This is a genomic window from Pantoea sp. F_5 (genome assembly GCF_008631595.1).
GTDB lineage: Bacteria > Pseudomonadota > Gammaproteobacteria > Enterobacterales > Enterobacteriaceae > Pantoea > Pantoea gossypiicola.
Window position 1 is genome coordinate 107696 of record NZ_VWUO01000004.1, and the last position, 14117, is coordinate 121812.

At 56.4% G+C, this 14117-nt stretch carries 12 protein-coding genes; 3 read left to right on the plus strand and 9 right to left on the minus strand.

Features of this window, described 5'->3' with window-relative positions; all coding sequences use genetic code 11:
• Positions 1–473 precede the first annotated feature (473 nt).
• Complete coding sequence (locus tag F3I44_RS07155) at positions 474–809, plus strand: gamma-glutamylcyclotransferase family protein (RefSeq protein WP_150010085.1); 336 nt, start codon at positions 474–476, stop codon at positions 807–809.
• A 308-nt stretch (positions 810–1117) separates the two neighbouring features.
• Here F3I44_RS07155 and F3I44_RS07160 read toward each other — a convergent pair whose 3' ends face one another.
• The 5 genes from F3I44_RS07160 to hipB form a co-directional block, all read right to left on the minus strand.
• Positions 1118–3163, minus strand: a complete 2046-nt coding sequence (locus F3I44_RS07160; RefSeq protein WP_150019368.1) for an FUSC family protein — start codon at positions 3161–3163, stop codon at positions 1118–1120.
• A 114-nt stretch (positions 3164–3277) separates the two neighbouring features.
• Entirely contained in the window at positions 3278–4660 is a 1383-nt protein-coding gene (locus tag F3I44_RS07165) for a Xaa-Pro peptidase family protein (RefSeq protein WP_150010089.1), read from the minus strand.
• A 227-nt stretch (positions 4661–4887) separates the two neighbouring features.
• Entirely contained in the window at positions 4888–5094 is a 207-nt protein-coding gene (locus F3I44_RS07170) for a type II toxin-antitoxin system MqsA family antitoxin (RefSeq protein WP_013357880.1), read from the minus strand.
• A gap of 104 nt (positions 5095–5198) precedes the next feature.
• The gene (locus F3I44_RS07175; RefSeq protein ID WP_150010091.1) at positions 5199–6512 is read right to left on the minus strand and encodes a type II toxin-antitoxin system HipA family toxin; all 1314 of its coding nucleotides are present in this window, start codon (positions 6510–6512) and stop codon (positions 5199–5201) included.
• Positions 6512–6760: a type II toxin-antitoxin system antitoxin HipB gene (gene hipB, locus F3I44_RS07180; protein WP_150010093.1), complete on the minus strand. Its 249-nt coding sequence runs from the start codon at positions 6758–6760 to the stop codon at positions 6512–6514. Before hipB ends, F3I44_RS07175 begins: the two co-directional genes overlap by 1 nt.
• A gap of 180 nt (positions 6761–6940) precedes the next feature.
• On the opposite strand from hipB, the gene F3I44_RS07185 reads away from it, so the two are divergent.
• Positions 6941–7342 carry a GNAT family N-acetyltransferase gene (locus F3I44_RS07185; RefSeq protein WP_150010095.1) on the plus strand — a complete coding sequence of 134 codons (402 nt, stop codon included), beginning with the start codon at positions 6941–6943 and terminating at the stop codon, positions 7340–7342.
• Between the two features lie 75 nt (positions 7343–7417).
• Here the strand turns inward: F3I44_RS07185 and F3I44_RS07190 are convergent, their stop codons facing one another.
• The 4 genes from F3I44_RS07190 to F3I44_RS07205 all read right to left on the minus strand — a co-directional run bounded on the left by F3I44_RS07190 (position 7418) and on the right by F3I44_RS07205 (position 12627).
• Positions 7418–8209, minus strand: coding sequence for an inositol monophosphatase family protein (locus tag F3I44_RS07190; protein WP_150010097.1), 792 nt, complete (start codon positions 8207–8209; stop codon positions 7418–7420).
• 23 nt (positions 8210–8232) lie between these two features.
• On the minus strand, positions 8233–9294 hold the full coding sequence (locus F3I44_RS07195) for an ABC transporter ATP-binding protein (RefSeq protein WP_150010099.1): 1062 nt from the start codon (positions 9292–9294) through the stop codon (positions 8233–8235).
• The gene (locus F3I44_RS07200; RefSeq protein WP_150010101.1) at positions 9291–11516 is read right to left on the minus strand and encodes an iron ABC transporter permease; all 2226 of its coding nucleotides are present in this window, start codon (positions 11514–11516) and stop codon (positions 9291–9293) included. Before F3I44_RS07200 ends, F3I44_RS07195 begins: the two co-directional genes overlap by 4 nt.
• 88 nt (positions 11517–11604) lie before the next feature.
• A complete protein-coding gene (locus F3I44_RS07205) occupies positions 11605–12627 on the minus strand; it encodes an ABC transporter substrate-binding protein (RefSeq protein ID WP_150010103.1) in 1023 nt (340 codons plus the stop codon).
• 224 nt (positions 12628–12851) lie between these two features.
• Here F3I44_RS07205 and F3I44_RS07210 point away from each other — a divergent pair, with 224 nt between their 5' ends.
• A complete protein-coding gene (locus tag F3I44_RS07210) occupies positions 12852–13886 on the plus strand; it encodes a substrate-binding domain-containing protein (protein WP_150010105.1) in 1035 nt (344 codons plus the stop codon).
• Positions 13887–14117: the final 231 nt, after the last annotated feature.

A 14117-nucleotide genomic window follows, 5' to 3' on the forward strand; every position in this document is an offset into this window, starting at 1 on the left:
ATCTGGTTGCAGCGACAACACGGGGATCACACTGCTGAATCTGCTCCCCAGGTTTCCAGGATGACGTCATCCCTGAGCTTTGTGCTATTACAATGGCGTCACGGCTTCAACGTTCTCAGGTCAATCGATCTTCACAGCTCACTGCACTTTGCTGGCGTTAACGTCTGGCAAAGAAAACGCTGTTATTTTCCTGCTTCCGGTTACGGCCATGGACTCGCTCATCGAAAATCACTATGCCGTTCTTTCATGCATTCTGGCTTTCAGGAGACATCATTACAGATTACTGCCCGCAAAATGGCAACGCTACGTGAATTCTGAGACGTCCGCGTGGCTCATGGACCGCAGAATTAACGACAGCCCGTCATTTTTACCATGGCTTCTTGCCTCATTTCAGGAAATCCCCACAGCCACATGACATCTGATTTCAGGCACGTTAAAGTTGCGGGCTTCGACGGATTCCATGATGAAAGAAAATGAAACGCTTATTTGTCTACGGCACGCTCTGTCCGGGCCGCGAGAACGCCCATATTCTGGAAAACATTGGCGGAGAATGGCTGGCCGGTTCGGTGAACGGAACCTTCTACGAGCGTGGCTGGGGTGCGGCGGCCGATTTCCCAGGCATCGTACTGGATGAGCATGGGCCCGATGTACCGGGCTATCTGTTTGTCTCTGACCAGCTGGATGCGCACTGGCCGATGCTGGATGCGTTTGAAGATGGCTATGATCGCGTCGAAGTTCGCGTGTCTGCCGGAGATAATCAGCATTACACCGCATGGATTTATCAGCTCCAGCCACAGGGAATCAGTTAGCCCGCTCAAAGATATGTGCGCCCTGCTCTTATTACTGGCTTCAGGCGCGACAGGATGCGTGTCGTACCTGAAGACTCAGGCTTGTATCTTTTTCTTACTGACTGGAAATAGTATGCAACATACTGATTTTAAACCGGTATAATGCCAGTCAGCCCCGCCTTTTTTACTGACAGACCAGATAAACAGGCACAATGCCTGCTCCTTTTTGAATCAAGAGTTATTGTATGATGTAACTAAAATGCACCTCCTTTATATCTTCCGGGCGCTGTTCACGCCTCTCTCTCCGCCACCAGCTACTCTTCTACACTTTATTCCGGCCAGCGTTGATGGGGAAACAGAGAAACCCGAATATTAAACAGATGGATTAACGGTGCGACTGCAACACTCTCCTGTCTCGCAATCGGCTCCAGCCGCAGCAGTAACAGGTCCAGTTCATCCAGCAAATCCTGATGCGGCGTTAGCTGTAGCGACTTCATCTTACGTTTCAGATAGAGCGCCAGCTCGTAGAACATCTGCCCGCTATCAATCCGATGCCCTTCCAGCACCTCTCGATGACGTGCGTAAAAGTCATAGCAGTTCGCACCCAGCCAGGTTTCAGTAATCAGATAGCCCCCCACCACGATATCCGGCACCGGATCGAGCCGTTTGCGCGGCAGAATCACGTTCACCCTGTCGAGCATCCGCGCAATAAACTGCTGGCGTGACAGCAGCGTGGCGGAATTGCGCTCCACCATTTTGATAAACCCTAACAGATCGCGAAGTCCGCGCTGCACCGCTCTTCTGGCAATCCATGACGGTCGTTTGTTACGGATCAGCGCCGTCAGCACCACCGCAAACATAATTCCCACCATTGATGAGATGGCCGCATTCAGCGTGACGATCAGGTTCGGTACAAAGTGATGGCTCAGGCCGATAAAGCCAGGGATCTGAATGGCAACACTCAGCCCCACCATATTGGTCGCCGGATTAGCGACGACCAGACTCAACAGCATCAGGCCCGGCAGCAGACAGATCATCAGCGCCTGTAAGGTATTGGCCTGCGGGATCAGAAAGGCGATATAGAACAGACTGACCACCAGCGCAATCATCACTCCTTTCACAAAAAGTTTCATGGGTGTTACCGGGGAATCAACGCCGGCAAAAAATGAGCTGATGATCGCCGCCATTAAAGGCGCATTCGCGCCATCGGCCCAGCCGCTGCCAATCCAGAACAGGCTGGAGAGAAAGGTTGCCAGAAAAGCGGTTAGTGCAGAGAGTCTCAGCAGCCCCTTGTCGATATGCCGGTGTTCGCGGATATTGCGGATCGCCGCCCCATCCCCATGGCTATAGAGATCCCCGGCGCGCGCACTGACGTTCTCAAAGGCATCGGCAATACGGACAAAGTTAGCCATCCGCTCCAGCAGGCCGATCAGCAGCAGGCTCTCTTCGGTGGCCAGCTGCCCTGCCCGCCATTGATTTTCCAGGGTGGCCTGACTGGCAGCAATCGCCTCACGCAGTCCGGCGATATCATTAATCCGGTCATGATGCAGCCATAGCAGAAACGCCTGAAACACATCGGTAACGCATTGCGGAAAACGAATATTCAGTTCGGCCAGCACGCCCAGCCGTGCCTCAATCGCAGTCAGGGTTGGCAGCAGATAGGTCAGATGCTGATACTGCACGCTGACCAGACGAATGACATTACGCGCCGCTTCGCCTTCATAGACACAGTGGGTCAGCAGCGTTTCAACACTCAGTGGATAGCCCGCCATCTGGATCAGGATATCCTCCCGCTCCAGCGATTTGTTCCTGGCCATCCCACTAATCAGTTCATCGCATAATTTGCGCGCGTTCTGAAACCAGAGATTGACGCTCTGCCCCAGCAGATGGTGCATCGACACCGGGAATACCAGCCTGTGAACCAGCGTGCTGCAAAGGATCCCCAGCGTGATCTCCTCAATACGTGAGATCACGGTATTGATAATCGCAGACGGCGTATCCACATCAGGAAAGCCCATAATCGCCGCGCTGTAACCCGCCAGCATGAAGATATAGCTCTTCGGCGTGCGGTCATGCAGAGAAAGATACAGGCAGACCGTCACCCACAGCGACACACAGAGGCTGAACAGCACTGGCGACTGCACGGTTTCGGGATAGATCAGCAGAATAAAGATGCCGCCGAGCAGGGTGCCCATCAGACGAAACAGCGATTTCGAGACGGTCGAGGCGGCATAGAGTTGTGAGGTGACAAACACGGTGGTCAGTGCCCAGGCCGGTTTTTCAAAGTTGAGTAACAGCGCCACAGAGAGTGCGATAAACGCGGCAAGGGAGGTTTTGCAGGCAAACAAAACCGCGTTTTTGGTAAACCATTTCATCGAATGAGAGCAACCAGGAACTTTCTGAGGCGCGTATCCTGACAGAAGCGCCTGCGTTTTACTCCCAGTTAAATTTTACAAATTATTACCGGCCTGTTGCAGCTTGTTTATTCTCTACTGGCGAACCAGCGCACGCTGCTTATCCAGTAAGAAAGGGCGCAGATACCCTACTGTGTTCGAGAGCAAAATCACCTCCCCGGACAACCGGATTTTAAGTACGTCGGTCAGGTAGGCTTTGCGCCGGGTCATACGCTGCCAGACCTCCGGAAAATGGCTCGCCAGCTCCTCACGTAATGCCGCATCTGCCAGTCCAACCGTATCTTCAATACTGCAGCCGCCATAACCCGGCACCGATGGGATGATATCAATCTGCAACAGCATACCGCTCTTCAGGGTCACGGCTGAATCGGGATAGATGGGCGAGCTTAACCACTCTTCGTCAGCCACCAGATGCCCCGGATTGAGATGCCAGCCATATTGCGCTTTGGGCAGTACCGTTTCGATAAGCGTATAGAGTTCGCCGCCGGTAATGCCGATTCGCAACTGCTCCAGCCAGCTGACCACAGCATGATAATAGGGGATCGCCAGCCGGGTCAGCCAGTCAGAAACGTGACACTGTAACTCAGATGCCTCACTGACGACATATGCAGAGCGGCTGGTCAGGCCGCCTTTGTAGCCGACCGTCAGTGAAAGTTTGTCGCCAGTTGAAATCGGTTTGTCTGAAGGATAGAGCCGGGCCTGGGCGAAACGATCACCGGTCGCGGCGATCGTGACGACGCTGTTTGGCTGCCCTTCTGCGTTCAGCTGTGCGCCTGACGCCTTCTCCGTAACGCCCGGCGTAACGCTATCCAGCGCAGCCAGCATCGTGGTTGACGCAAGATTGGCTCCCGCCTCATAAAAGGCGACTTCATCGGTGCAGTTCACGCAACGCGCACCGTTGTCAGGCGAGATAAACAGCCCGGTGGCGTTAACCAGGTGCACATCGCCACCCGCCGCCTGAGCCGCTGCGCTATAGACGAACTGCGGCAGATCAAATAACGCATGCTGACTGCCGGTAAACAGCTTCCAGCCCACCAGCCCGGTGCGTTCACCTGCCGTAATGCCTGCCTCTGTTAACAGCTGATCCAGCGGCTTCTCCCCATTCATCGGCTGATTGGGCAACGAAAACACCGGCGCATGCAGACAGCGTCCCGGATTGCGGGCAAAAGGCACCAGCTTGAGGTTCTCATTTCCCATGATATAGGTAAGCCCGCCCTGCTGATTCACCACCAGCAGCGCCTCCTCAAAACGCGGAATGAATCCCGCCAGGTACTCAAAGTTACTGCCGTGCTCTTTGTCGGCATAGATAATCAGCTGTGTAATCTGCTGCTGCTGCATCCGCTGAATAATGGCAGCCAGACGGCTATGCAGTGTGTCATCAGACATTACCGGACTGGCGGCACCAGGGAAAGTCGGCGGTGAAGGGATTATTTTCAGGGCATAGCGATTGGCATCCATAACGCACTCCAGCAGCCAGATTGATGTGATTGTGATTTCCGTTCCCAGGGTAAACCTGATGTTTCTCCTGTACGGTGCCACCCTCACACAACTTACTCGTTGCGTGTTATCAAAAGATGGACATTCCCTTGTAACGATTTTGCCTGCCTTGTGCAGGCTTTTTTATTTATGACGCGCCGCTGCGTGGAGCAGGATAACGAAAGCCCGCATTAAGCGGGCTTTTTGTATCATTTAACAGGCACGCCTGCATTCTCCAGCGCTTCCGCCTTTTCGGGGTACAGCTCCGACGTTCCGGCATTCATAATCACCGCGCCACAGCGAATGCAGTGATCGCCCTTCACATCCGGCACAACATCATCGGGATTACCCGTATTCAGACTGACGTCACGCGTGGCGTAAACAAACGCCTCTCCTTCACATCCCGGACACTTCATACCCTTACTCCCTTGATAAGCCTGTCAGATAAGCATAGCTGACAGGCGGTTTACCAGAGAGCAGTGAGAGGCGTTTTCAGGATAGTGCCAGCTCATACCCGCCATCAATCGTTATACCGTAACCGCTCCAGCATAATCAGTGAATGGCTGAAAATCGCATCCGCGATGTGCTGCGGGAAATCGGCCGGTAAGGCTTCGCGCACTGAGACCACCGCCCTGGAAAACTCACGAACGAAGAAGTCGAAGATCTGCTGCAGGCTGTCACGATCAAAATTTACCTGCTTCGCCGTGGCGATAAAATGGCGCGGAAAGATTTTGTCGATTTCTGTCTTCTTCCCTTTAGTGGCTCGCAGCCCCATCGCCAGTTTAAGTGCACGCCTGTTCAGGCCGGTACCGCCCAGCACCGGATAAGCGGAGATCACATCATAAAAGGGTGTCAGTCGATAACTGCCGCCGCGCTCGATAAACAGCGAGAAGTTTTTAGCGTGACCGTCGGTTGCGCCTGTCAGCCACTGAAACACCTGAAACATCATAAAGCGATAGCGATCCTCAATGGCGTTGCTCGATCCCATCAGTATCTGCATTATTTCGGCGATGCCCGGCCCGCCGTCCGACTCATATTTGGTCGAGGATGGCAGCCCAAGCGCCTGACAGAAATCCTCCTGTGGCAGACGAATCAGCCGGGTTTTGTCGCGTGACCAGCGGCGATCAAAGCGCTCAACGGCCAGGGCGCGCATCTTACCGGCCCGGATAATCGTCGCCTGCGGCACATCAATACCCAGTGCGCGGGCCAGCGCCAGACAGAGATACTCATTCTCTACGCTTTCACGCATATCCAGCGTCGCGGCTGGCTGCTTAATCTCACCGATCGGCAGCTTAATAATGTGCGAAGTGGGGGTGGCACCGGCAGGAATGCTCCAGCCCTCTTCGGTCAGCAGCAGCGCCGTTTTCTCCTGTGCGCCCGCCACTGAAATGCGGAAGTCGGTCTCTTCACGAAGCATCCCCAGCGGGATATCTGACTGATAGGCTGACAGCACACTTTCGAGCCGGGCTTCATCCAGCACCTCATAGCGAGCCTGCAGCGCAGGCAGCGGCATATCGGGCGGCAACAGCATAGTCGCGCCGACGCTGTCACGTCCCACTTCCTGCAACAGGTCAAACGGCTGACGGGATTTAATCTGATAACGCGCCACGATTCTGTCACGAATCAGTGGGCTATCTGGCAGCAGGTTGTCGAAGAAGTTAATTACGGCGTGTGAGGTGATTGCCTTAACCTGCAGCGGCAGTGAGAGTGACAGCGGCCTGGAGAGCGGGTTACTCAGCCATCCTGTGTCATACTGAAACTCATGAGCGCCATTTCGCTGCCGGGTAAGTACGCCTACCCGCTCACCGTTCATCCACGCAATCAGCCTTTGCATTACCAATCATCCTCATCATGCAACTGAGGCGCACTGGCCTCCTCTTTTTCCACTACGGCCAGACTCACTTCCAGCGCCTGTAAAAGCTTAAACAGCGTGGCCAGCGAGGTACTGTCAGGCGCATTTTCAAAGTGAGAGATGGTCGCCTGTTTCAGGCCAACCTTTTTTGCCAGTTCACTCTGGGTCCAGCCGTTGCGCTGGCGGATAAGCTTTAGCCGGTTTGCCAGCTGTAGCGGGCTATATATCATGAGGTGACTCCTTCAGGATCACAGGCTGTAAGCATAGCGCAGAGAGATTATCCCCGACAGGGTATAAAGAGTATTTTATACCCATAAAAGGATAATATGCAATTTATACCCTGTAGAGGATAAATTCGCAATTATCCTCTACAAGGTATAAAGGCAGTATGTGGATAGCAGAGGAACAGGATGCGCACATTTACCCTTACCCATCAGCAAAACGACGACGTTCGGGAAGAGTTACTGGCAGGGTTAGGGGCTTATAACCGGCAATTTATCAGTCGGGAGAACGAGGGCCCGCTGTCGGTTTCTCACCGGGATGCAGAAGGTGTGTTACACGGTGGATTGATCGCCTCGCGCAAAGGAAACTGGCTCTGCATTGATTATCTCTGGGTGGATGAAACGCGGCGTGGCAGTGGTCTGGGTCGTGCGCTTATGGAAGCGGCAGAGCAGGAGGCGGCTAAGCTGGGCTGTCTGTTCGCGCGGGTGGATACCTTCAGTTTTCAGGCGCTGCCGTTTTATCAGAAACAGGGTTATCAGCAGCAGATGTCCCTGTCCGATTTTCCGCAGGACGGAATGCAGCGCCACTAAGCGCCACCATCTGACGAAAACGCTACGACCCTGTCACGCTGACCTGAGTAGAGCCAGCGTGACAGGGTCACCAACCTACAAACCCGCAATGTGGCGAAGGTCTGCTTCGGCACCGGGTGCCACAGCAAGCACCTGCGCCCCTTTAGTGATGCGGTCGCCTTCGATGTTAAACGGGTGGTACCAGCCGCCCGCCTCTTTCACCAGGCAGTAACCCGCCAGGCAATCCCAGGCATGCATATAAGGTTCGTAATAACCCACGACCCGACCAGCCGCGACCCAGGCCAGCATCAGCGCGCCGGAGCCAATGCGGATAAAGTTACCGCCCGCCGACAGCAGCGCCGCCACAATCTCGCCAACCTGTTGCGGACTGACATAGCTGTTGGCACCAAAACCGGTGACGTGGTTTTGCAGTGTGCGAGTGGGATCGACCTGCAGACGCCGGCCATTTAGCGTCGCGCCCTGCCCCAGCGCCGCCACGTAGCACTCCTCATAGGTGGGTGCAAAAATCACGCCGATAACGGGCACATCGCCACGCAGCACCGCGACTGAAACACACCAGCTCGGCATCCCATTGAGAAACGGGCTGGTGCCATCTATCGGATCAACCACCCAGGTATAGTGAGAGGTTCCCGCCTGCAGTCCCGTCTCCTCGCCAAGAAAACCATCATCGGGAAACGCATCCCGTATGCGGCTGGCGATGAGCTGCTCGACGTCACGGTCAGCTATCGACACCACATCCTGCAAATCGTACTTCGTTTCTACCACCAGCGTCTCGCGGCGGTTGAAGTAAGATAGCGCGGTCGCGCCACCTTCGCGTGCAACGGCTTCCGCTAACGCCAGTCGCGCCACTATTTCCTGCGATTCCATGCGAACTCCTCGGATTAATCAGATTAACGGGCTATCAGGGCTAACCCCTGCGACTTAAAGTTGACGCCAACCGTGGCGGCAAGCGGCAAACGCTGTTCCATCTGCGGGTCGATAATGAACAGCGCGCCAAGCTCGGTAGCGACTTCATATTCAATATGATCGCCCAGCCAGGTGCTGTGGATCACTTCACCCTGTAACGCGCCCTGACCGTCGCCGGACAGCGTAATAAACTGTGGCCGCACCGCCAGCTGAGCAGTGCCGGGTTTAGCGCCGGCACCCCGCACCCGGAAGCGCTGATTACCCAGCCGCACCAGCGCGTCATCCGCATTCGCCTGTTCAACTTCACAGGGCAAAATATTGGCTTCCCCCATAAAATCCGCGATGAAGACTGAATTGGGCGAATGGTAAAGCGTCTCCGGCGCGCCCTGCTGAGCAATATCCCCCTCTTTCATGACAATAATCTTATCGGAGACCGCCAGCGCCTCCTCCTGGTCATGGGTCACGTAGACGGCGGTAAAGCCGAGCCGCTGCTGCAGATCACGAATATCGGTGCGCACCCGACGGCGCAGACGCTCATCAAGGTTCGACAGCGGCTCATCGAGCAGCAGCACCTGCGGTTCCAGCACCAGCGCACGCGCCACCGCAATACGCTGCTGCTGTCCGCCAGACAGTTCGGACGGCAGACGCTGGCCCTGACTCTCCAGCCCCACCAGCTTCAGCCCCTCGCGCGCCCTGTCCTGCGCCTCGCGTTTGTTCATGCCCGAAGAGAGCAGCCCGTAAAGAATGTTGTCGAGGGCGTTCATATGCGGAAACAGCGCGTAGGACTGAAACACCATCGCCACGTCGCGCTCGTTAGCGGGCAGATGGGTCACCTCTTTGCCACCAATCAGAATCCGCCCCGAGGTGGGATGCTCCAGCCCGGCCAGCAGCCGCAGCGTGGTGGTCTTGCCGCAGCCGGATGGGCCGAGCAGCGTCACCAGCGTGCCCGGCTCTACGGTGAGCGACAGGTCCGGCACCGCAGTAAAACCGGCAAAACGTTTCGCGACATGTTCAAACACCACCGATCCGGCGTTAATGGTCGTCATATGGCTCTCTCCTGAGTCAGCGTGGATGCAGAGGGTGCGGCAACAATCACCGCCGGTTGGGTTGCGCGACGCAGGCGGCGTTCACCCACCAGCAGCTGGAACAGGCCAATGATCAGGAGCATCACCACAATCAGTACCGAGGAGTAGGCAATCGCGACGCCATACTCACCGTTCTCCACCAGCCCGACAATATAAGAGGTCGCCATGTTGTACTGGGCGCTCACCAGAAAAATCACCGCACTGATCGACGTAATGGCCCGCACAAAGGCGTAGACCAGCGCGGCGCTGATCGCTGGTTTCAGCAGCGGCAATACCACTTTACGCAGCGTGCGGAAACTGTTGGCACCCAGCGTCAGTGATGCTTCATCCAGGCTTTTATCCAGCTGGCTCATCGCCGCAATCCCACCCCGCACGCCCACCGGCATATTACGAAAGACAAAACAGGCGATCAGGATCATCGCGGTGCCGGTGATCTCCAGCGGCGGCAGGTTATAGGTCATCACATAGCTCACGCCGATGACCGTGCCGGGAATGGCGAAGCTCAGCATCAGCATGAATTCAAAGGTCTGTCGGCCGGCAAACTTCTGCCGCACGATCAGCCAGGCAGTCAGCAGCCCCACAATAGCGGTAAGCGGTGCGGCAATCAGGGCGATTTCCAGCGTGGTCCAGAAGGAGTTCCATGCGACGCCGCGCCAGACCAGTTGACCCTGATTCACGCTGACGCTGAAGGCGCGGATATAGTGATCCAGCGTCAGGTTATTATTCAGCCCCCAGGACTGCACAAAGCCGCCAATCATGATCATGCCGTAAATCACCAGGGTGAAGAGTCCCCACGGGATCACCATGCCATAGACGCTGTAGCGTACCGGACGTGGCAGCATCACATGACGGCCGCCGTCGCCTTTGCCGGTTACGGTGGCGAAGCTTTTGCCGGAGAGCCAGACGCGCTGCAACAGAAAAGCGGTAAGGGTAAAGCCCAGCAGGATCATCGCCAGCACCGCCGCGCGGCTTGGGTCGTTCTGAGCGCCGACCACCGAGAAGAAGATCTCCGTTGAGAGCACGCCGTGACTGCCGCCCAGCACCATCGGGTTACCGAAATCAGCCATGCTTTCGATAAAACTGATTAAGAACGCGTTGGCCAGACCTGGCGCCATCAGCGGCAGCGAGATGCGGGAGAAGGTGCGCCAGCGGCTGGCGCGCAGGGTCTGCGACGCCTCTTCCAGTGACGGACTGACCCCCTCAACTACGCCAATCAGCACCAGAAAGGCAATGGGAGTAAACGACAGCACCTGGGCAATCCAGATGCCGGTCAGTCCATAGAGCCAGCGACCCGGCTCGATACCGAACAGCGTCGCCAGCGATGCAGTCACCACGCCGGAGCGGCCAAACAGCAGGATCAGTGCCAGACCGATAACAAACGGCGGCGTGATAATCGGCAGAATGGTCAGCATCCGAAGCGCTTTTTTATACGGCAGCGCCGTGCGCGTGGCCGCCAGCGCAAACGCCAGGCCCAGCAGCGTGGAACCACTGGCGGTCATCAGCGCCAGTCCCAGCGTGCGCCAGGCCGTGCCGCAGGTCCCGCCGGTGAAACAGGCGAGGCTCCAGATGGCGGGGTCCTGCATATTGGCAATCAGTCCGTCCGGTTTAAAGCTGCCGTCACTATCCTGCACCGAGGCAACAAACAGGCTGAGCACCGGATAGAGCACAAAAGTCGACACCAGCGCCACCAGCAGCACAATCGACGCCACCACAAAGGCATCGCCTTTCAGCACGCCGCGCTCCGCCAGGGCAAAAGCGAAGATCAGCAGAAAGACGGTCAGCAGCAGCAGTGCGCCCGCGCCCATCGCCGGTTGACCCTGCGCCAGCGGCCCAAAGAGGTTCTCCAGCCACAGCCAGTTCCAGCCACTAAACCCAATGGCATGCCCTTCCAGCACCAGAAACAGAATGCCCGCCACGCTGAACAGCAGCAACAGCGTGCTGCGGGAGCGGCCTGGCGGCAGAAAGACGCTGGCCGCAGAGAGCAGCCATAGCGCGACGGCGATCCCCAGCCAACTGCGTAACGCAAGCTGTCCCAGCGCCGGTGTGCTGTTCTCATCGGCCCAAAGGCTGAACAGCCAGTCACCCGCAAAGAAGCCCTGCTCCAGGCTATACCAGGGCAGTAGCGTCAGTGCAACGGCACCCGCCAGTAGCGCGCCGGTTAAGCGACGATTATGCGCATTCATAAATCACCTCCATCAGGAAGCGGACATCAGGCTTACGCCACCGCGGTCTGGCACAGACCCGGCTCAGGCGGCCGGGCTGATACCCCCGTTATTGTGCGCTGGCACCGATCTCTTTATCCCAGCGGCCCAGCAGCGCTTTACGTTTTGCCGAGTCGCCATAGGTTTTGAAGTCATAATCGATCAGTTTGATGTTCTCAAAACGCGGCGCATAGTCAGAAATCGCCGCCTTACGGTTGGAAGGCAGCTGAAACGATTTCGCCTCTTTCATGTGCGATTGCGCCTCCGCGCTGAGCGCCCAGTCATACCAGCGTTTAGCATTCGCCAGGTTGCGCGCGCCTTTAATGATCGACATTGAACCAATTTCATAGCCGGTGCCTTCGCAGGGTGCGACGGGTTTAATCGGGAAGCCATCCACCTCCATCGCCACGGCATCATGCATAAAAACAATGCCGACGGTGGTTTCACCGCGCGCGGCGGCCTTGACCGGTGCAGAGCCGGACTTGGTGTACTGAGAGATGTTGGCGTTGAGCTTCTTCAGATAGTCAAAGGCCTTGTCTTCACCCATGATCTGCACCAGCGTCGCCAGCGTGTTATAGGCCGTGCCGGAGGAGTTAGGGTTGGCGATCTGAATCTTCCCTTTAAAGCCAGGGTCGAGTAAATCCGCCCAGCAGGCAGGGACCTTCAGCTTTTTCTCCGCCAGCAGTTTCGTGTTGTAGCCCCAGCCCAGCGCACCGGCATAGACGCCCACGGTGCGATACCCGGAGATGTCCGCCACTTTCTGTGACCAGGGTTGCTGCTGATCGAGCAGGGGTGACTTGTAGGCCTGGGTTAAGCCCTCTTCGGCGGCCTGCATATGCGGGTCACCGGTGCCCGCCCACCAGATATCGGTACGGGGATTGCGCGCTTCACTGCGGATACGGGCATAGGCTTCACCGGCAGAGAGCCGCACCATGCTGAGTTTGATGTCGGGATGACTCTGGCTGAACAGCGTGGTCATCTGCTCGCACACCACCACATCAGCAGAGCAGATCATATTAAGGCCTGCCGCCGGGGCAGCAAACGGCACCATAGGGCAGACGATGACAGCAGCGAGCAGAGAGGGATAACGCATGGTGTTCTCCTGGGGCTGGATGACGCGAGTGCGTCAGCTTTTGCACATGTGTGCAAAGATGTAGGCAAAGTAATACGGCGACCCGGTAACACTGTCAATTAAGTTGTTATGCAATTGTCAGGCTCTGTCACAAACTTGAAACATCTGATAAGCAGGCACCCTTTGCACACCCTTGCAATTTCAGGCAGACTCAGTGCAGGCAACACAGGGGCGAGGGAAAAAAGATGCAGCAGCTTAAGGCGGTAGTGAGTGCGCAGGATGTTGCTGACCGGGCGGGCGTCTCCCGGTCAGCGGTCTCACGCACATTTACAGAAGGTGCCAGTGTGTCGGAGTCCACCCGTCAGCGGGTGATGAAAGCGGCTGAAGAGCTGGGCTATCACGTCAATCATCTGGCTCGCGGCCTCGTACGCAACCGCAGCGGCATTGTCTGCTTAATCGCCTCCGAAGTGGATACGCCCTATCGTGCCAGCCTGGTGCGCTGGATGACCCAGTATCTGCAGGAAGCGGGAAAAGTGGCGATGCTGATCAACACCGACCGCTCGGATGCGCGGGTTTCCGACGCACTGCAACAGGCGATTAATTTCCGTGCCGACGCCTCAATCATTCTTTCCGGTATGCCGGACAGCGGCATTACGCGGCTCTGCTACAAACATGGTCAGCATCTGGTGCTGATAAACCGCGACGAATCCCTGCCCGGCACGCTCAATATTAATCTAGACTCCCGCCCTGCCGCCGAAATGGCGGTCAACGCCTTTATCAGGGCGGGCTGCAATCGCATCGCCTTTGTCAATTCTCTGGCGGGGACGCCGAGTCTGCTGAAGCGCGAAGCCGATTTTCTGGCGGCGGCGCAAAAAGCGGGTATCACAGTTCAGGTGGAGCGATTCGGTACGACCTCCTATGAAAGCGGCCAGATTCTGGCCCAGCGTCTGCTGACGCGTAACATTCGCCCGGATGCGGTTTACTGTGCTACCGACCTGCTCGCCTGTGGCTTTATGGATGAGGCACGTCACCGCTTTGCACTGCGTATTCCGGAGGATCTCTGCATCATGGGGCATGACAATATCCCGCAGTCGGGCTGGTCCTCGTATAACCTCACCACCTTTGCCCAGCCAGTGGAGCAGTTTGCCCGCGATGCGATTGCCTGGCTGGCAGAGACAGAAGCGCAACCGGAAACATTAACACCCAAAAATGAACAGCAGCAGGAGCGGAGAATATATCCGGTCGATGTGGTCTGGCGGGGTTCAGTACGGGGCGGTTAACCGCCCTTTTTTTATTTTCAGCCGGAACATTTCACCTGCTGAAATAATTCCCATCCGGTTTCACGCTTCGCTTTAATTATTCCCTGCCCCCCTTTGAAAATAATCGGACAGTGCCGCACACAATATCGATTTCCTGACTACGCTTTATCTGCATTATTAAGTTCTTCTGGTTTTATCTGCTCAATGAATCAGCAGTCAGATGTGACAAATATCACATTTGTGCCAGGCTTA